The organism is Georgenia wangjunii (genome assembly GCF_036421975.1).
GTDB lineage: Bacteria > Actinomycetota > Actinomycetes > Actinomycetales > Actinomycetaceae > Georgenia_A > Georgenia_A wangjunii.
The window spans coordinates 36,417-55,562 of record NZ_JAZGON010000013.1 but is presented as its reverse complement, the minus strand read 5'-3'; the positions used below and the strand labels follow the sequence as shown (position 1 = coordinate 55,562).

14 protein-coding genes are annotated in these 19,146 nt (G+C 71.4%); 7 read left to right on the top strand and 7 right to left on the bottom strand.

All coding sequences use genetic code 11. The annotated features are described in order from the left end of the window. Window positions 1-90: 90 nt before the first annotated feature. The 4 genes from V2J63_RS14950 to pgl are packed head-to-tail and all read left to right on the top strand — an operon-like array spanning window position 91 to window position 4,931. Window positions 91-1,725: a phosphoglucose isomerase-related protein gene (locus V2J63_RS14950; RefSeq protein WP_331231814.1), complete on the top strand. Its 1,635-nt coding sequence runs from the start codon at window positions 91-93 to the stop codon at window positions 1,723-1,725. Next, window positions 1,722-3,239 carry a glucose-6-phosphate dehydrogenase gene (zwf, locus tag V2J63_RS14945; protein ID WP_331231785.1) on the top strand — a complete coding sequence of 506 codons (1,518 nt, stop codon included), beginning with the start codon at window positions 1,722-1,724 and terminating at the stop codon, window positions 3,237-3,239. Before V2J63_RS14950 ends, zwf begins: the two co-directional genes overlap by 4 nt. 28 nt (window positions 3,240-3,267) lie before the next feature. Then, window positions 3,268-4,179, top strand: coding sequence for a glucose-6-phosphate dehydrogenase assembly protein OpcA (locus V2J63_RS14940; protein ID WP_331231784.1), 912 nt, complete (start codon window positions 3,268-3,270; stop codon window positions 4,177-4,179). Continuing rightward, on the top strand, window positions 4,176-4,931 hold the full coding sequence (gene pgl, locus V2J63_RS14935; RefSeq protein ID WP_331231783.1) for a 6-phosphogluconolactonase: 756 nt from the start codon (window positions 4,176-4,178) through the stop codon (window positions 4,929-4,931). Before V2J63_RS14940 ends, pgl begins: the two co-directional genes overlap by 4 nt. A 206-nt stretch (window positions 4,932-5,137) precedes the next feature. On the opposite strand, the gene V2J63_RS14930 is transcribed toward pgl, so the two are convergent. Beyond that, window positions 5,138-6,115 (bottom strand): hypothetical protein, encoded by a 978-nt coding sequence (locus V2J63_RS14930; protein WP_331231782.1) that lies wholly within the window; start codon window positions 6,113-6,115, stop codon window positions 5,138-5,140. Between the two features lie 952 nt (window positions 6,116-7,067). Between V2J63_RS14930 and V2J63_RS14925 the strand changes: the two genes are divergently transcribed. The 3 genes from V2J63_RS14925 to V2J63_RS14915 all read left to right on the top strand — a co-directional run bounded on the left by V2J63_RS14925 (window position 7,068) and on the right by V2J63_RS14915 (window position 13,792). Beyond that, window positions 7,068-8,036, top strand: coding sequence for a multicopper oxidase domain-containing protein (locus tag V2J63_RS14925; RefSeq protein WP_491062019.1), 969 nt, complete (start codon window positions 7,068-7,070; stop codon window positions 8,034-8,036). A 156-nt stretch (window positions 8,037-8,192) separates the two neighbouring features. Continuing rightward, the gene (locus V2J63_RS14920) at window positions 8,193-12,095 is read left to right on the top strand and encodes a ThuA domain-containing protein (RefSeq protein ID WP_331231780.1); all 3,903 of its coding nucleotides are present in this window, start codon (window positions 8,193-8,195) and stop codon (window positions 12,093-12,095) included. A gap of 101 nt (window positions 12,096-12,196) precedes the next feature. After that, a complete protein-coding gene (locus V2J63_RS14915) occupies window positions 12,197-13,792 on the top strand; it encodes an OmpL47-type beta-barrel domain-containing protein (protein ID WP_331231779.1) in 1,596 nt (531 codons plus the stop codon). 297 nt (window positions 13,793-14,089) lie between these two features. Here V2J63_RS14915 and V2J63_RS14910 read toward each other — a convergent pair whose 3' ends face one another. The 6 genes from V2J63_RS14910 to whiA all read right to left on the bottom strand — a co-directional run bounded on the left by V2J63_RS14910 (window position 14,090) and on the right by whiA (window position 19,145). After that, window positions 14,090-14,437: an RNA polymerase-binding protein RbpA gene (locus V2J63_RS14910; RefSeq protein ID WP_331231778.1), complete on the bottom strand. Its 348-nt coding sequence runs from the start codon at window positions 14,435-14,437 to the stop codon at window positions 14,090-14,092. 13 nt (window positions 14,438-14,450) lie between these two features. Further along, entirely contained in the window at window positions 14,451-14,693 is a 243-nt protein-coding gene (secG, locus tag V2J63_RS14905) for a preprotein translocase subunit SecG (protein WP_331231777.1), read from the bottom strand. Window positions 14,694-14,850: 157 nt separating this feature from the next. Next, window positions 14,851-15,660 (bottom strand): triose-phosphate isomerase, encoded by an 810-nt coding sequence (tpiA, locus tag V2J63_RS14900; RefSeq protein WP_331231776.1) that lies wholly within the window; start codon window positions 15,658-15,660, stop codon window positions 14,851-14,853. Between the two features lie 4 nt (window positions 15,661-15,664). Next, window positions 15,665-16,855, bottom strand: a complete 1,191-nt coding sequence (locus V2J63_RS14895; RefSeq protein WP_331231775.1) for a phosphoglycerate kinase — start codon at window positions 16,853-16,855, stop codon at window positions 15,665-15,667. Between the two features lie 99 nt (window positions 16,856-16,954). Continuing rightward, window positions 16,955-17,962, bottom strand: a complete 1,008-nt coding sequence (gap, locus tag V2J63_RS14890) for a type I glyceraldehyde-3-phosphate dehydrogenase (RefSeq protein ID WP_331231774.1) — start codon at window positions 17,960-17,962, stop codon at window positions 16,955-16,957. Between the two features lie 202 nt (window positions 17,963-18,164). Next, window positions 18,165-19,145: a DNA-binding protein WhiA gene (whiA, locus tag V2J63_RS14885; RefSeq protein ID WP_331231773.1), complete on the bottom strand. Its 981-nt coding sequence runs from the start codon at window positions 19,143-19,145 to the stop codon at window positions 18,165-18,167. Window position 19,146: the final 1 nt, after the last annotated feature.

Sequence of the window (19,146 nt, the reverse complement as noted above, 5' to 3'; positions counted from 1 at the left end):
AACGCCGTCGTCACCTGGGCGGGCGAGGAGGACGACACCGTCGTCGAGGTCACGGCCACGGGCGCCGCCGCCGAGGCGGTCACCCGGCACGTGCCGGGCCTCGTCTCCGCCGGGGTCGCGTCCCGCCTCTCCGCCCAGGACTCCACCCTGTGGGGCCCGGACGCGGAGGAGGAGGCGGCGGTGCGGCTCGGCTGGACCGCGCTCCACGAGACCTCCCGCCCGCTCCTCGAGCCGCTGGCCGCGCTGCGCGCCGACCTCGTGGCCGAGGGCGTCGACCGGGTCGTCCTCGCCGGCATGGGCGGCTCCTCGCTCGCGCCCGAGGTCATCGCCGGCACGGCGGGCGTCCCGCTCGTCGTCCTCGACTCGACCGACCCGGACCAGGTCACCCGCGCGCTCGAGGGCGACCTCACGCGCACCGTCCTCGTCGTCTCCTCCAAGTCGGGCGGGACCGTCGAGACGGACTCCCAGCGCCGCATCTTCGAGGCGGCCTTCACGGCCGCCGGCGTCGACGCGCCGAGCCGGATCGTCGTCGTGACGGACCCGGGCTCCCCGCTGCAGAAGACCGCCACGGAGGCCGGCTACCGCGCCGTCTTCGAGGCCGACCCCACCGTCGGGGGCCGCTTCTCCGCGCTCACCGCGTTCGGCCTCGTGCCGTGCGCCCTCGCGGGCGTCGACGTCGCCGCGCTCCTCGACGAGGCGGCCGCCGTCGCGCCGTTCTTCGCCGAGGACACCGAGGCCAACCCGGCGCTCGTCCTCGGCGCCGCGCTCGCCGGCACCGAGCCGCTCCGGGACAAGATCGTCCTCACCGACGCCGGCTCGGGCCTCTACCACTTCGGGGACTGGGCCGAGCAGCTCGTCGCCGAGTCGACGGGCAAGAGCGGGACGGGCCTGCTGCCCGTCGTCGTCGGTGACGACGCGCCCGAGCTCGACGACGTCGCGGACGACGTCCTGCCCGTCGCGCTGTGCCCGCTCGCGGACGCCACGGACGAGACCGGCGCCGACGACGCGGCCGACGCCGGCACCGACGCGGACGACGACGAGGACTGGGACACCGCCGTCCTCGACGCCACCGAGGTGACGGTCGCCGGCAGCCTCGGCGGGCTGTTCCTCCTGTGGGAGCACGCCGTCGCCGTCGCCGGGCACATCCTCGGCATCGACCCCTTCAACCAGCCCGACGTCGAGTCCGCGAAGAACGCGACCCGCGGTCTCCTCGAGGAGACGCCCGCCCCGGAGCCGGCCGTCTTCACCGACTCCGGCGTCGAGGTGCGCGGCAGCGCGGACCTCCTCTCCGGGGTGGAGACGGTGGCCGACGCCGTCGCCGCCCTCCTCGGCACGCTCGACGCCGAGCGCGGGTACCTCGCCGTCATGGCCTACCTCGACCGCGAGGGACGCCCGGCGGATCTCCTCGCCGGCACCCGCGCCGCGCTCGCCGAGCGCACGGGACGCCCCGTGACGTTCGGATGGGGACCGCGGTTCCTCCACTCGACGGGCCAGCTCCACAAGGGCGGCGCGCCCGTCGGCGCGTTCCTCCAGATCACCGGCGCGACCGACGCGCAGGTGGGCATCCCGGGGCGCGACTTCGACCTCACGGCGCTCATCTCCGCGCAGGCCGCCGGTGACGCCGGCGTGCTCGCCGGCCTCGGGCGCCCGGTGCTGCGGCTGCACGTGACGAGCGCCGACTCGCTCGCCTGGCTCGCCGGCGTCCTGCGCGGGCCGGCCGCATGAGCGGCACGCTGCGGGACCCGCTCGACCGACGCCTCCCCCGGATCGCGGGCCCGTGCGGGCTCGTCATCTTCGGCGTCACCGGGGACCTCGCCAAGCGCAAGCTCATGCCCGCGGTCTACGACCTCGCCAACCGCGGCCTCCTGCCGCCGGCGTTCGCGCTCACCGGGTTCGCCCGGCGCGACTGGTCGACCGAGGACTTCGCCAAGGTCGTCCACGACGCCGTGCGGGAGCACGCGCGCACGCCGTTCGACGAGCGCACGTGGGAGCACCTCGCCTCCGGGTTCCGCTTCGTCCAGGGCGAGTTCGACGACGACGCCGCGTTCGACACCCTCGCGGAGACCGTCCGGGCCCTCGACGAGGAGCGCGGGACCGGCGGGAACCACGCGTTCTACCTCTCGGTCCCGCCGGGCTCCTTCCCGCTCGTGTGCTCCCAGCTCGCCCGCTCGGGGCTGTCGTCACCGGCGCCGGACACGTGGCGCCGCGTCGTCATCGAGAAGCCGTTCGGCCACGACCTCACGTCGGCCCGCGAGCTGAACGACGTGGTCTCCGACGTCTTCTCGGCCGACTCCGTGTTCCGGATCGACCACTACCTCGGCAAGGAGACGGTCCAGAACATCCTCGCCCTGCGGTTCGCCAACCAGCTCTTCGAGCCGATCTGGAACGCGCACTACGTCGACCACGTCCAGATCACGATGGCCGAGGACATCGGCATCGGCAGCCGCGCCGGCTACTACGACGGCATCGGCGCCGCCCGGGACGTCATCCAGAACCACCTCCTCCAGCTCCTCGCGCTCACGGCGATGGAGGAGCCCGTCTCCTTCGACCCCGCCGCGCTGCGGGCCGAGAAGGAGAAGGTGCTCTCCGCCGTCCGCCTCGGCGACGACCTCGACGCGACGACGGCCCGCGGGCAGTACGACGCGGGGTGGCAGGCCGGCAAGCACGTGCGCGGCTACCTCGAGGAGGACGGGATCTCCCCCGACTCCCTCACCGAGACCTACGCCGCGCTGCGCCTCGAGGTGGACACCCGCCGCTGGGCGGGCGTGCCGTTCTACCTCCGCGCCGGCAAGCGCCTCGGGCGCCGGGTGACGGAGATCGCCGTCGTCTTCAAGCGGGCGCCGCACCTGCCGTTCGACCTCGGCGCGACCGAGGAGCTCGGGCAGAACGCGCTCGTCATCCGCGTCCAGCCGGACGAGGGCGTGACGATCCGCTTCGGGTCCAAGGTCCCCGGCACCGCGATGGAGGTGCGGGACGTGACGATGGACTTCGGGTACGGCCACGCCTTCACGGAGAACTCCCCCGAGGCGTACGAGCGTCTCATCCTCGATGTGCTCCTCGGCGACCCGCCGCTCTTCCCGCGCCAGCGGGAGGTCGAGCTGTCCTGGGAGATCCTCGACCCGGTCACCGCGCACTGGGCCGCCTCGAGGGGGATCGAGACCTACCGCCCCGGCTCGTGGGGCCCACGCGGCGCGGAGCAGATGCTCGCGCGCGACGGCCGCACCTGGCGGATGCCATGACGCAGGAGAGCAACCGATGATCGTCACCATGCCCGCAACGACCTCGGCCGCCGTCAGTGCGCGGCTCGTCGACGTGCGCGAGTCGACCGGCGTCGCGGCGCTCGGGCGCGTCCTCACGCTCATCATCGTCGCCACCGACGACGAGGTCGCCGAGCGCGCCATCCAGTCCGCCAACGGGGCCTCGCGCGAGCACCCCTGCCGGATCATCGTCATCGTCCCCGACGGCGGGCCCGGCGAGGCCGAGCTCGACGCCGAGATCCGGGTCGGCGGGGACGCCGGTGCGAGCGAGGTCGTCGTCCTGCGGCCCCGCGGCGAGGCCCAGCAGGCGCCCGACGCGCTCGTCATCCCGCTCCTCCTCCCGGACGCGCCGCTCGTGGCGTGGTGGCCGGGCGCCCCGCCCGCGGACCCGGCGAACGACCCGATCGGGGCGATGGCGCAGCGGCGCATCACCGACGTCACGTCGTCGCCGGAGCCGCTCACCGCGCTCCACCGCCTCGCGGAGGCCTACTCCCCCGGCGACACCGACCTCGCGTGGTCCCGGGTGACGCTGTGGCGCGGCCTGCTCGCCGCGGCGGTCGACGAGCCGCCGCACGAGGCGATCACGGGCGCCACCGTCACCGGGGCCGCCGGGCGGCCGTCGGTGCACATGCTCGCGGCGTGGATCGCCGAGCGCCTCGAGGTGCCCGTCCGGGTCGCCGTCCAGTCGTGCGAGGCGATCACGACGGTCGAGCTCGAGCGCGCGAGCGGGTCGATCACCCTGCACCGCAACGCGGGCTCGTCCGTCGCGCGGCTCACGCGCCCCGGGCGCCCGGACCAGCGCATCAACCTGCCGCTGCGCTCCGTCGAGGACTGCCTCATCGAGGAGCTGCGCCGGCTCGACCCCGACCAGACCTACGGGCGGGCGCTCACCCGCGGCCTGCCCACCGTGGAGGAGACATGAGCGAGGCCGCGCCCGACGCCCAACGGGTCGTCGTCGTCCACCCGGACGCCGACCTGCTCGCCCGCGCGGCGGGCGCCCGGTTCCTCCTCACGCTGCTCGACGAGCAGTCGGTGCGCACGCCGGTGCACGTCGCGCTGACCGGCGGGACGATCGGGACGGCCATGCTCCGTGCCGCCGCCGAGGACCCGCTGCGCGACGTCGTCGACTGGAGCGGCGTCCACGTGTGGTGGGGCGACGAGCGGTACGGGCCGGCCGGTCACGCGGACCGGAACGAGACCCAGGCGCGCGAGGCCCTCCTCGACGCGCTGCCGATCCCGGCGGAGAACGTCCACCCCGTGCCCGGGCCCGACGTCGTCGGGAGCCTCGAGGAGGCGGCGCAGGCCTACACGGCCGAGCTGCGCGCCCACGCCCCTGAGGGCGCCGAGCTGCCGGACCTCGCCGTCGTGCTCCTCGGCGTCGGCCCGGACGCGCACGTCGCCTCGCTCTTCCCGGGGAAGCCTTCGCTCGGCGTGGCGGGGTTCGGCGCGCTCGCCGAGGCGGACTCCCCCAAGCCGCCGCCGGAGCGCATCAGCCTCACGCTGGCGAGCCTGTGCGCCGGGCGCCAGGTGTGGCTGCTCGCCGCGGGGTCCGGCAAGGCCCCCGCCGTCGCCGCCGCGCTCGGCGGGGCCGCCTCCGACGAGGCGCCGGCCGGGTCGGTCCACGGCCGGGTGGCGACGCTCTGGCTCCTCGACGCCGCCGCAGCCGCCGGCTGACGCCTGCCCCGGCTTGACGACCCCGCCTCGCCTCGGCCCAGGGAGGCGGTGGCCGTCTCGGCGGTGCTCAGCGGGGCGTCCCGGTAGGAGGCTCCGGCCGCGGCCGGTGCCGTCCTCGCCCCGTGCGGCCATGGTGCCGGCGCCATGGGCACGGCAGCGGGGCCCTGCACCTGGGTGGTGCAAGGCCCCGTGCGACCCGGTCGGGCTCAGAGACCCGCGGGTCCCGCGGCCTCGGCGAGCTCCTCGGCCTGTCCGAGCCGCTCGCTGCGCAGCTGCTCGAGCACGTCGCGCTCGGCGTCCGCCTCGGCCTGCGCCGGTGCCTCGAGCTGCATCCGCATCGCGCGCTGCTGAACCTGCTCGGCGAACTGGCCCTCGAGCTCGCCACGGACCCGGTTGCCGCTGGCGGCCACCGACTCGTTGCCCGTGCCGGCGAGGTTGCCCCGGACGATGTTGTCCGACACCTCGGCGAGGCCGGTCGTCCCGGAGACCAGGACGTTCCCGGCCCAGACGCTCGGGCCGTGCTCGCACTCCGCGAGCGCGCCGCCGGCGCCGAGCTGGACGCCCACACCGTTGCTGGCGAGGGTCGCGTGACCGTCGACCTCGCTGCCGCAGACCATCGCCCCGTACTCGGCACCGGTGACCGTGAGGGTGCCGCCGACGACGGAGTCGACGACATCGGTGTACTGGGTGTCGGTGGTCTGCACGAAGCGCTCGGCGACCGAGCTCTCCAGCAGGAAGGACCCGCCGGTGGCGGCGATACGCCCGGAGAAGCTGGCCCCGTAGGTCCACAGGAAGGACTCGGGGTTGACGTTGGCGGTGGCGGTGTAGGCGTTGACGTCCGTGTCGTCGAGGTAGACGCCGAAGGCGCCGCTGTTGACGACGTTGCCGTCCACCGTGGACTGCCCCAGATCGAGGTAGCCGTCGCCCTGGACGACGACGTTGCCGTTGACGGTCAGGCCGTGGCCGACGAGGTCGGCACCGGCGGCGACGCGGACGTTGCCGGTGATGGTCGTGTCCTCCAGCGAGCAGGCCTTCCCGGCCGGGACGAGGAGGTCACCGGGCACGGTCACCCCGCCGGCATGCCCCACGCAGTGGGTCGTCAGTGCGGCCTGTGCGGGACCGACGGCCCCGAGCCCGGCGAGCACCAGCCCCCCGATCAGGACGCTGGTCAGTCTCTTCCTCATGGTTACTCCTTGTACCGAGGTGTGTGATGCCCGGCCACGCCGCGTCGACGACCGGCGTGCTCGGACTGGACGGTGAGGGTGGAACCATGAACTCGTCAGGAACGGGCTCGCGTACGTCATCAGCGGGCTGACGAGACTGCCGCAGGCACGCCGCAGCGCGTGCGAAGGCGGCACCTCGGAGCTCGCTCCCACCCTTGGGCATGTGCCGCCGGTGCCTCCACCACAACGCGCCTTGAGCGCGCCTTGCGCGCGCCTTTCCTGACCTAATCTGTCACGCCTGCCCAATGGACGAATCGCTGTCCGTGGCAACCCCCGGACGAGAGTTAATCCGATTTTCCGAAAAACGGCAACCCCCTCGGGACGACCGGCGCGCAGAGGTCTTGTCGGACGTGCTCGGCATGTGCCGGCGCGGCTCAGCGTCGTCGGACCCGATCCATGTTCCCCGCTGTGCGCCGCCGTCGGCTGGCAGGGTCCCGAGAGCGTCCGAGCGCCTCAGATCGGCGCCGATAGTGCGATCTGGCCGGTGCGCCGGCTGCGTGAGCACGTCGGAAGCACGCTGGTCCTGGTTGCGCAGAGACGTAGGTGGAGGACCGGTAGCGGATCCGACCCGCATTCCTAGACGTCTGTCTAGGAATGCGGGCACGAGAACTCGGGAGTGGTCCCGGAACTGCGCGATCGCACCGTTCTAATTTGTCCAGCGTCCGCAGTTGTGGAAACAACTTACGTCAGTTGGTTGACGCATACCAAGGGCAATTCTACTGTCGTGGAGTTTGGCGGATCGCCTCACACTTCAGTAGTCGCAACGGCGCGCTCGCTCACCGCACGCTCATCGTCGTCCGGGAAGACCCGACGGCGGGGCGCCGGAGATCGAGGTGTCTGTCCGAGATGCACGGGAGCCTCCTTGACCGACACGACAAGCCCACAGACCGAGGGCAACTTCTCGCGGCGCACCATGCTCATGGGTGCCGCCACCGCCATATTCGTCCCGGCTACGGCCGCCGCCCTCGGGACGTCGGCCATCGCTGCGCCGGCCTCCACCAGCGCGCGCGGGAGCGCGAGCAGCGGGGGAACGGTTCACCGCCTCACCATGTACGTGGAGGACATGGGCGGCGGCCAGGTCGGCTACGGCTTGGAGCGCGGCAGGCCCTCCATCCCGGGGCCCCTCCTGGAGATGTACGAGGGCGACACGATGGAGATCACGCTCGTCAACACGACCGACCGCGACGTCTCCATCCACCCCCACGGCGTCCTGTACGACGTCGTGTCCGACGGCTCACCGTTCAACAGCTCCTTCAACGGGCCCGGCGAGACCCGCACCTACATCTGGCGCACAACCGGTGAGAAGTCCCTGGGCCGGTGGAGCCGCCCGGGCACCGCGGGGTACTGGCACTACCACGACCACGCCATGGGTACGCCGCACGGCACCGGCGGCCTGCAGGCGGGCCTCTACGGGGGGCTCATCGTGCGCCGCCGGGGCGACATCCTCCCCGACCGCCAGTTCACCGTGGTCTTCAACGGGATGCTCACGAACAACAGGATCGCGCCGGACACCCCGATGTTCGAGGCCAACCACGGCGAGACCGTCGAGTTCGTCTGCATCGGTCACGGCGACATGTTCCACACGTTCCACCTCCATGCGCACCGCTGGGCGGACAACCGCACGGGCTACCTCGAGGGTCCGCGCGACTCGAGCCAGATCATCGACAACAAGGACCTCAACCCGGGCTCCTCCTTCGGCTTCCAGGTGATCGCCGGCGAGGACGTCGGCCCGGGAGCGTGGATGTACCACTGCCACGTCCAGTTCCACTCCGACGGCGGGATGGCCGGCATCTTCCTCGTCCGCAACGCGGACGGAAGCATGCCCCCCGGCGCCCAGCAGTCCATCGACTGGTTCCACCAGCACGAAGGAGGCCACCACTAACCGCTCTCGCGGCCACCGGCACACCGCCGAGCCGACGTCGTACGTCACACAGGGGGAAAATTGACCACGAAACGAAGAGGCCCGTCCACCGTCGGGCGGCCTCGCCGACTCAAGCAGGCCGGAGTCCTGGGCGCGAGTGCCGCGCTCATGCTGAGCATGTCCGCGATACCCGCGCTCGCCGCACCCGGGAGCACCGACGCCCCGGCCGCCGTCGCGAAGAACCGGAGCGCTGCCGTAGCCGCCGACCCGAGCAGTGCCGACGTCAACGTCCTCGTCTTCCACGGTGAGCCAGACGCACAGGAGGACCCCGTCCTCGATGCGGCCGGGACCATCACCGAGCTCGGTGCCGCGAACGGCTTCGACGTCACCGTGACCAGCGACCCCGCCGACTTCACCGAGGACCACCTCGACGGCTACCGCGGGGTCGTCTTCCTCTCCGCCGAGGGCAGCGCCCTCGACGCCGGCCAGGAGGGCGCCCTGCAGGACTTCGTCAGCGACGGCGGAGGCTTCCTCGGGGTTCGTGACGCCGTCACCGCCCAGGCCGAGTCCCAGTGGTTCACCGGGCTCCTCGGCGCCCGGCCCGCCGGGAGCCGTCCCACGCCGGAGGAGGTCGCCCAGATCTCCGCGACGGGCCAGAGCCCGGACAACGAGGGCGTCGAGAACCTCATCGACGGCAGTGAGAACACCAAGTGGCTCGCGTTCGCGAGGACCGCCACGATCACCCTCGAGCTCGCCGAGCCCGCCGTCATCACGAACTACGCGCTGACCTCGGCGAACGACTTCGCCGCCCGTGACCCCCAGACGTGGACGCTGCGCGGCTCCACCGACGGGGAGACCTGGGTGGACCTCGACACCCGCAGCGACGACTTCGCCCAGCGCTTCCAGCGCAAGACCTACGAGTTCGACAACGACGAGGCTTACCAGCACTTCCAGCTGGACATCACCGCCAACAAGGGTGAGTCGGCGACCCAGCTCGCCGACTGGCTCCTGTTCACCGACGAGTCGATCGACCCGCCGGACGTCGAGATCCCCGTCCAGGAGGCGACCGTCAACGTCGTCGACCGTCAGCACGTGGCCAACGAGGGCCTGCCGCTGAACTGGACGCGGTCGGACAAGTGGATCAACTGGGAGACCAACCCGGTCGGCGAGGTGCACACCGTCGCCCAGGTCCAGGAGTCGGACTACGACGCCGGCGACACCGCCAACGGCGCCTTCCACCCGATCTCCTGGTGCCGTGACTACGACGGCGGCCGGTCGTTCTACACCGGCATGGGCGGCACCGCGGAGAGCTACGCCGAAGACGCCTTCCGCAGCCACCTGCTCGGCGCCATCCAGTGGTCCACCGGCATCGTCCGTGGCGACTGCCAGGCCACCATCGGCTCGAACTACGAGATCGAGCGGCTCACGGACGAGAACGCCGACGGCGAGCTCGACCAGATGGGTGAGCCCCACGGGCTCGTCGCCGCCGACGACGGCACGATCTTCTACGTCGGCCGCGGCGCCTGCGCCACGGGCCCGATCCCGTCCTGGGACGACCCGAACGTGGGGCTGGGCTGCGGCACCATCCACCAGTGGGACCCGGAGACCGGTGAGGCCACGCTGCTCACCGTCCTCGACGTGTTCGGCAACCGCGGCAGCGGTGGCGAGCTCGTCAAGACCGAGGAGGGTCTGTTCGGCATCGAGCCCGACCCGAACTTCGCGGAGAACAGCTGGCTGTACGTCTACTGGATGCCCTACGACTCCATCGACACCGAGGACCGCGTAGGCATGCGGACCGTCTCGCGCTTCACCTACGACCCGGAGGGCCCGAGCATCGACCAGGACACCCGGGTCGACCTCCTCGAGTGGGAGACGCAGATCCACAGCTGCTGCCACGCCGGTGGTGGCATGGGCTTCGACGACGCCGGCAACCTGTACGTCGCCACCGGTGACAACAACTCCTCCCAGGGCTCGGACGGCTACTCCGGGAACAACTGGACCCAGGAGTACGCCGGGATCTCCTTCCAGGACGCCCGCCGCACGTCGGGCAACACCAACGACCTCAACGGCAAGATCCTGCGGATCCACCCCGAGGAGGACGGCACATACTCGGTCCCGGAGGGCAACCTGTTCACCGGCGACGAGGGCAACGGGGACCAGGCCCGGTCGGAGATCTACGTCATGGGCGTGCGCAACCCGTCGCGCATCCAGATCGACCCGGACACCGACTGGCTCACCGCAGCCTGGGTTGGTCCCGACGCGTTCGGACCGGACCCCGAGCTGGGCCCGGCGAAGTACGAGACCGCGACGATCATCACCTCGGCGGGAAACCAGGGCTGGCCGTACTGCATGGGCAACCGCCAGCCGTACCGCGACCGCAGCAACGAGGACGCCAGCGTCCTCACCGACTGGTACGACTGCAACGACCTGGAGAACACCTCGCCGCGCAACACCGGCCTGGTGGACATCCCCGACGCCCGGGACAACATGATCTGGTACGCCCCCGAGGGTGGCGGCCCGGTCTTCCCGCGCGACGAGAACGGCATCCCGAGCTACGAGGCCGACGAGGCCGTCTACACCCAGCCCTACCTGCGTGGTGGCGGCCAGGCCGTCATGTCCGGCCCGACCTACCGCACGTCGCAGGTGTCCGAGGACAGCGACATCGCCTGGCCGGAGTACTGGGAGGGCAAGTGGCTCATCGGTGACCAGTCGAACTCGAACAACCGGATCGCCATCACCGCCGACCCCGACGGGATCGAGGAGCAGTCGCCCCCGGCCTTCGCCGAGGACCTGCGCCACATCATCCGCGCCGGTGGCGGCGACAACCAGCTGCAGAGCTGGATGGACGCGGAGTTCGGCCCCGACGGCGCGCTCTACCTGCTCGACTACGGCAGCGCGTTCTTCTCCCTGCACTCCAACCAGAAGCTCATCCGCATCGGCTACACCGGTGGTCCGGCGACCCCGGCGCCGACCGCGACGGCGGCGAGCATCCAGAGCAGCCCGCTGACGGTGCAGTTCACCGGGTCACGGTCCGGTGGCGTGGCCTGGGAGTGGGACTTCGGTGACGGCAGCACCTCCGCCGAGGCCGACCCGCGGCACACGTACGACCGCGTGGACGACTACACCGCGACGCTGACCGTGACCTACGCGGACGGCAGCGTGGAGACCATCGAGGCCGACGCGTCCATCGAGTGCACCGTGCCGGACTCCCGGGACACGGTCTGGATCGGTGAGGTCGACACCGGGGTGGCGAACCAGGACCTCGGTGGGTGCACCATCGCCGACCTCATCAACGACGAGGGCGAGTGGGACAACCACGGCGCGTTCGTCCGCCACGTCAACGCCGTGGTCCGGCAGCTGCGGAACGACGACGTGCTCGCCGCCCGTGACGGTGGCCGGCTGACCAACGGCGCCGCACGCTCCGACGTCGGCAAGCCCGGTGACACCGGGTACCGGTGGCTGTTCGACGGGACCGCCGAGTCCCTCGAGGGCTGGCGGCAGGCGCCCGGTGGGCACTTCGAGCTGCTCCCGGGTGGGTCGCTGCTGTCGCAGGGTGGCCTGGGGATGCTGTGGTACGAGGCGGAGGAGTTCGCGAACTTCTCGCTCAAGCTGCAGTTCCGGGACGTGTCCGAGGGCGACACCTATGCCAACGGTGGTGTGTTCGTGCGGTTCCCGGACCCGACTGCCGACGAGCAGCCCGAGTGCGGGCAGGGCCAGTCCGAGGCCTGGGTGGCCATCAGCTGTGGTCACGAGATCCAGATCTACGACGGCCCGTCCGGCGAACCGCAGAAGACCGGGTCGGTGTACAACTTCGACCCGGTCGGGCTCGAGGACGCCGGTGTGACCGACAAGGGCGTGTGGAACGACTACGAGATCCGCGTCGTCGACCAGCACTACACGATCCTGCGCAACGGCGAGGTCATCAACGAGTTCGAGAACTCGCCCGGCCAGGAGTCGTCCCGCGCCGGTGACCCGCCGACGGATCTGCGGCAGTTCGCCAGCGGCTACATCGGGCTGCAGAACCACGGCAACAACGACCTCATGGAGATCCGCAACGTCCGCGTGCAGGAACTGCCCTAGGTCATGACCACGGACCGGTGCGGCGGGCGCGACCCGCGCCCGCCGCACCGGTCCTCGACTCACGCCTGAGCCTTTAGCAACCCGGAAGGTGCACAGCTCACATGTCACAGCACGTCCTCTCACCGCGTACCGACCATCCCCGGCCCGAGCGTCGGGGCCCCCTCCGCCGGATCGTCGTCGCCCTCCTGGCCGCGCTGACCGGCCTCACCCTCGTCCCCCAGGCAGCGAGCGCTGCGGACCAGGTGCTCACGTGGACGGCTGGCAACAGCGTCACCCAGTACCTCATCGAGCCGGGCACGGCGGTCGCCGGGACGGCCACGGTCATCTTCGACAACAGCATGGCTGCGGGTAACACCACGGGGATGCCCCACACCCTGACCTTCGACACCTCGACCCCCGGTTACAACCATGACGTGGACCTCAACATCGTCGCCAACCCCTTCGACGCGAACGGGGGGTACTACGAGGCGGAGATCACGCTCACGCCCGGCACGTACCGCTACTTCTGCGCGATCCCGGGTCACGGGATGATGTGGGGCGAGCTCGTCGTCACGGGTGACGGTGAGGAGCCGGACCCGGAGGACACGACCGCGCCGGAGATCGCGGCGACCGTGAGCGGTGAGCAGGACGAGGACGGCGCGTACGTCGGCTCCGCCACCGTCACCATCGACGCCACCGACGAGGGCTCGGGCGTCGACACCGTCGAGTACAGCCTCGACGGCGGCGAGTACGCCGCCTACACCACCCAGCTCACCGTCTCCGAGCCCGGCGAGCACATCGACGTCCGGGCCACGGACGTCGCCGGCAACACCGCCGAGGACACGGTGAGCTTCACCGTCGTCGAGGCCGACGTCGAGCCCGACCCCGACACCACGGCCCCGGAGGTATCCGCGGAGGTCACGGGTGAGCAGGACGAGGACGGCGCCTACATCGGCTCCGCCACCGTCACCATCGACGCCACCGACGCCGACTCCGGCGTTGGGATGGTCGAGTACTCCCTCGACGGCGGCGAGTACACGCACTACCACGCGGCGGTCACGGTCTCCGAGCCGGGTGAGCACACGATCGATGTCCGGGCCACGGACGTCGCCGGCAACACCGCCGAGGACTCGGTGAGCTTCACCGTCGTCGAGGCCGACGTCGAGCCGGACCCCGACACCACGGCCCCGGGGGTATCCGCGGAGGTCACGGGTGAGCAGGACGAGGACGGCGCCTACATCGGCTCCGCTACCGTGACCATCGACGCCACCGACGCCGACTCCGGCATCGACACCGTCGAGTACAGCCTCGACGGTGGCGAGTACGCCGCCTACACCACGCCGCTCACCGTCTCCGAGCCCGGCGAGCACACGATCGACTACCGCGCCACCGACGTCGCCGGCAACACCGCCGAGGACACGGTGAGCTTCGCCATCGTCGAGGAGGACACCGAGCCCGACCCCGAGCCCGGCGAGTGCTCCGACACGCGGGGAACGGTGATCATCGGCGGGATCGACAGCGGCGTGACCAACGTCGACATCGGGGACGGCTGCACGATCAACGACTTGATCGGCGAGGACGGAGACTACGCGAACCACGGCCAGTTCGTCAGGCACGTCGGCGATGTCGTCCGACCTCTTGCCCTGGACGGGCTCATCACCCTCCGGGACACCGGCTCGATCGTCCGGGCGGCCGCCCGCTCCGACATCGGCATGTGATCACCTGACCATCACGGCCCCGTGAAGGGGTGGCAGCCGGAGCTGTTCCCGGCTGCCACCCCTTCGTCGTCCCGGCTCCCGGTTCTGCGCAGCCAGGCAAGCGTGCGTCAGCGGCGGGCGATCACGCGGTCGCCGCCGCTGGGGGACCTCTTCGGGAGGGGCGCCGGATCACGCGGTCGCCGCCGCTGACGGACCTCATCGCGGGGGGTGCCGCCGCCCGCGGACACATCACGCGGCTAGCAGGTCACACGGCCACCGGCCGGCCTCACAGTGGCCGCGGACGGCCGCCGGTCGGCCTCAGTGGCCGCGGCGGGCGCGGAGCGCTGCGAGGGCCTCGTCGAGGAGGGCAGCGCCGTCGGCGTCGGTGCGCCGTTCCTTCACGTACGCGAGGTGCGTCTTGTACGGCTCGTTCTTGGGGGCGGCCGGCGGGGCGTCCTTGTCCTGCCCGGCGGGCTGGCCGCAGCGCGGGCAGTCCCACGTCTCGGGGATGACGATGTCCGGCTCCTGCGCGAAGCTCGGGCGCGTCTCGTGCGCGTTGGCGCACCAGTAGGAGATCCGCACGCGCGGGGCGGCCTCGCCCCGCTCGGCCTCACCCATCGGCCCTGCGCCTACGCGCGAGCCCCGGATAGCACTGCCACCTGCCACTGTGTCCCCCGACTCAGACGTTCGACTGCAGAAGACCGAGCAGGACGACCGAGGTCGCCCAGAAGACCGCGACACCAACCGTGATGCGGTTGAGGTTGCGCTCCGCGACACCGGACGAGCCGATGCTGCTGGAGATACCGCCGCCGAACATGTCGGAGAGTCCGCCGCCCTTCCCCTTGTGCATGAGGATCGAGAGGATGAGGAAGACGCTCGTCAGGACCAGTAGGACCTGGAGGCCGATCCGCAGTGCATCCACGAGCGGGGGCTCCTTCGTAAGTCGGTGTCGGCGCGGGCACGCCGGGCGCCGTCGCGCCCAGACAAGGATAGGTGATGAGTGGGGCGTCACAGACCAGATCGCGCTGCCCGGCACGTCGAGACGTGCCGAGCAGCGCGACCGGGTGCTGCGGGAGTGCCTACTGGCCGGTCTCGTGGTCGGAGAAGCGCGCGATCGCCGCGAACTCCTCGGCCTTGAGGCTGGCACCGCCGACGAGCGCGCCGTCGACGTCGGGCTTGACCATGAGCGCCGCGACGTTCGAGGACTTGACCGAGCCGCCGTAGAGGACGCGCACGGCCTGCGCGACGCTGTCGTCGTAGAGCTCGGCGAGGCGGGCGCGGATCGCACCGCACACCTCCTGCGCGTCCTCGGGCGTGGCGACCTCGCCGGTGCCGATCGCCCACACGGGCTCGTACGCGACGACGGTCTTGACGGCCTGCTCGGCGTCGATCCCGGCGTACGCGCCGTCGACCTGCGCGAGCGTGTAGGCGACCTGGTCGCCCGCCTTGCGCACGTCGAGGCCCTCGCCCACGCAGATGATGGGGGCGATGCCCGCACCGAGCGCAGCCTTGGCCTTGGCGCCGACGAGCGCGTCGTCCTCGGCGTGGAGCTGGCGGCGCTCGGAGTGCCCAACGACGGCGTAGCTGACTCCGAGCTTGGCGAGCATCCCTGCGGAGATCTCACCGGTGTACGCGCCGGAGGAGTGCGCGGAGACGTCCTGCGCGCCGTAACGGATCCCGAGCTTGTCCGCGTCGACGAGCGTCTGCACCGACCGGAGGTCGGTGAACGGCGGGACGACGACGACCTCGACCTGTGCGTAGTCGTGCTTGGCGTCCTTGAGCGTCCAGGCGAGCTTTTGGACGAGGTGGGTCGCCTCGTGGTGGTCGAGGTTCATCTTCCAGTTGCCCGCCATGAGCGGCGTGCGTGCGTTCTGTGCCTTGTTCGTCATGGGCTCAGTCTCCCAGAACCGCGACGCCGGGCAGGACCTTGCCCTCGAGGAACTCGAGGCTGGCGCCGCCACCGGTGGAGATGTGGCCGAACTTCGACTCGTCGAAGCCGAGCTTGCGCACGGCCGCCGCGGAGTCGCCGCCGCCGACGATGCTGAAGCCCGTGCCGTCCTGCATGGCCTGGGCGACAGCCTTCGTGCCCTCGGCGAACGCCGGGAACTCGAAGACGCCCATGGGGCCGTTCCACACGATCGTCTTCGCGTCGGCGATCTTGCTCGCGAAGAGCTTCGCGGACTCGGGCCCGATGTCGAGGCCCATCTTGCCCGCGGGCATCGCGTCGGCCGCGACGACCTCGGCCGGCGAGTCCGCCTTGAACTCGGCGGCGACGACGATGTCGGTCGGCAGGACGATCTCGACGCCGTTCTCCTCGGCCTGGGCGAGGTAGCCCTTGACCGCGTCGACCTGGTCCTCCTCGAGGAGGGAGGTGCCCACGCCGTAGCCCTTGGCGGCGAGGAACGTGAAGACCATGCCGCCGCCGATGAGGAGGCGGTCGGCCTTGGTGAGGAGGTTGCCGATGACGCCGAGCTTGTCGGAGACCTTCGAGCCGCCGAGGACGACGGCGTAGGGCCGCTCCGGGTCGCCCGTCGCCTTCCCGAGCGCGTCGAGCTCGGCGAAGACGAGCTGGCCGGCGGCGCTGGGCAGGCGCTCGGCGACGTCGTAGACGCTGGCCTGCTTGCGGTGGACGACGCCGAAGCCGTCGGAGACGAAGACGTCGGCGAGCGCGGCGAGCTCGTCGGCGAGCGCCCCGCGCTCCGCGTCGTCCTTGGACGTCTCACGGGCGTCGAAGCGGATGTTCTCGAGCAGCGCGACCTCGCCGTCGGCGAGCGCGGCGACCGTGGCCTTCGCGTCCTCGCCGACGGTGTCCTTGGCGAGGGTGACCGGGGCACCGAGGAGCTCACCGAGGCGCTGCGCGACGGGTGCGAGGGAGTACTTCGCGTCGGGCTCGCCCTTGGGGCGACCGAGGTGCGCGGTGACGACGACCTTCGCGCCGGCCTCGACGAGGGCCGAGAGCGTGGGCAGGGCCGCGCGGATGCGGCCGTCGTCGGTGATGGTCGTGCCGTCGAGCGGCACGTTGAAGTCGGAGCGGACGAGCACGCGCTTTCCGCGCAGGTCGCCCAGGGTGTCGATGGTCTTCACAGCTGGTTCCTCCTCGGTTCAGGGATCAGACGCGACGACGTCCGCGTGCGCGAGCGGGAAGCTGCGCACGCGGACGTCGGCGTTGAAGGGCGGGTCAGGTCAGAGACGCTCGCCCACGTACGAGGTGAGGCTGACGAGGCTGCTGGAGTAGCCCCACTCGTTGTCGTACCAGGAGACGACCTTGACCTGGTCGCCGATGACCTTGGTGAGGCCGGCGTCGAAGATCGAGGTGTGGGGGTCGGTGACGATGTCGCTCGAGACGATGGGGTCCTCGGTGTACTTGAGGATGCCCTGCCACTCGGGGCTCTCGGCGGCCTTCTTCATCGCGGCGTTGACGGACTCGACCGTGACGTCCTTCTCGGCCGTGAACGTGAGGTCCGTGGCGGAGCCGGTCGGCACCGGCACGCGCATGGCGTAGCCGTCGAGCTTGCCCTTGAGCTCGGGGAGCACGAGTGAGACGGCCTTGGCCGCACCGGTCGTCGTCGGCACCATGTTGAGGGCCGCGGCGCGCGAGCGGCGCAGGTCGGAGTGGGGGCCGTCCTGGAGGTTCTGGTCCGCCGTGTAGGCGTGGATCGTCGTCATGAGGCCACGGACGATGCCGAACTCCTCGTGGAGGACCTTGGCGAGCGGCGCGAGGCAGTTCGTCGTGCACGAGGCGTTGGAGATGACGTGGTGGTTCGCCGCGTCGTAGTCCGTGTGGTTGACGCCCATGACGAACGTGGCGTCCTCGTTCTTCGCGGGCGCGGAGATGATGACCTTCTTGGCGCCGGCCTCGATGTGGGCCTTCGCCTTCGTCGCGTCCGTGAAGCGTCCGGTCGACTCGATGACGATGTCGACCTCGAGCTCGCCCCAGGGGAGCTTGCTCGGGTCGGTCTCGGCGACGGCCTTGAAGGTGTTGTCGCCGACCGTGATGGTGTCCTCGCCGAAGCTGACGTCCTGCTTGAGGACCCCGAGGATGGAGTCGTACTTGAGGAGGTGCGCGAGGGTCTTGTTGTCGGTGAGGTCGTTGACCCCGACAACCTGGATGTCCGCTCCGGAGTCCAGAACGGCGCGGTAGAAGTTTCGGCCGATTCGACCGAAGCCGTTGATGCCGACGCGGATGGTCACAGTTTTCCTCCTGGTGTGCGCCGCTCGGCGCACGCAAGTCGTCGAAATTGGGTCTGCGCGCGGGGCGCGCCCTGGTCGGACCCGAGAAGGCGTCCTCCAGCAGCTCCCAACGCTACACCGGTGCCGGAACGGTCGCAGGGACGAAGGTCCGAGCGCCGAGACGCCCGGAATGCCCGGGTCCCCGCCACGGTAGAAAGGTCGGCTACAGGTCGAGCATGTCCGGGGTGAGCACGGCCTCGGTGTCGGGGATCCCGAGCTCGTGGGCGCGCTTGTCCGCCATGGCGAGCAGGCGCCGGATCCGCCCGGCGACGGCGTCCTTCGTCAGCGGCGGGTCGGACATCGCGCCGAGCTCCTCGAGGCTCGCCTGCTTGTTCTCCAGGCGCAGACGCCCCGCCTGGAGGAGGTGCTCGGGCACGCCGTCGCCGAGGACCTCGAACGCACGCTCCACCCGCGCGCCGGCGGCGACGGCGGCGCGCGCCGAGCGGCGCAGGTTCGCGTCGTCGAAGTTGGCCAGGCGGTTGGCGGTGCCGCGGATCTCGCGGCGCATCCGGCGCTCCTCCCACACGAGGAGCGCGTCGTGCGCCCCCATGCGGGTGAGCATGGCGCCGATGTCGTCACCGTCGCGGATGACGACGCGGTCGATGCCGCGCACCTCCCGCGCCTTGGCGCCGATGTCCATCCGGCGGGCCGCGCCGACGAGCGCGAGCGCGGCCTCGGGCCCGGGGCACGTGATCTCGAGCGCGCTCGAGCGGCCCGGCTCGGTGAGCGAGCCGTGGGCGATGAACGCGCCGCGCCACGCCGCGACGGCCTCCGTCAGCCCGGCCGAGACGACCTGGGGCGGCAGGCCGCGCACGGGCCGCCCGCGGGCGTCGAGGAGCCCGGTCTGGCGGGCGAGGGACTCCCCGTCCTTGACGACGCGGACGACGTACCGGTTGCCCCGGCGCAGCCCCCCGCCGGAGACGACGACGACGTCGCTCGTGTGCCCGTAGACCTCGGACATCGCCTGACGCAGGCGCCGTGCGGCGATGCCCGTGTCGAGCTCCGCCTCGATGACGATGCGGCCCGAGATGATGTGCAGGCCCCCGGCGAAACGGAGGGTCGCGGCGATCTCGGCCTTGCGGGCGGACACCTTGTCGACCCGCAACCGGGCGAGCTCGTCCTTGACGGCGACGGTCAGTGACATG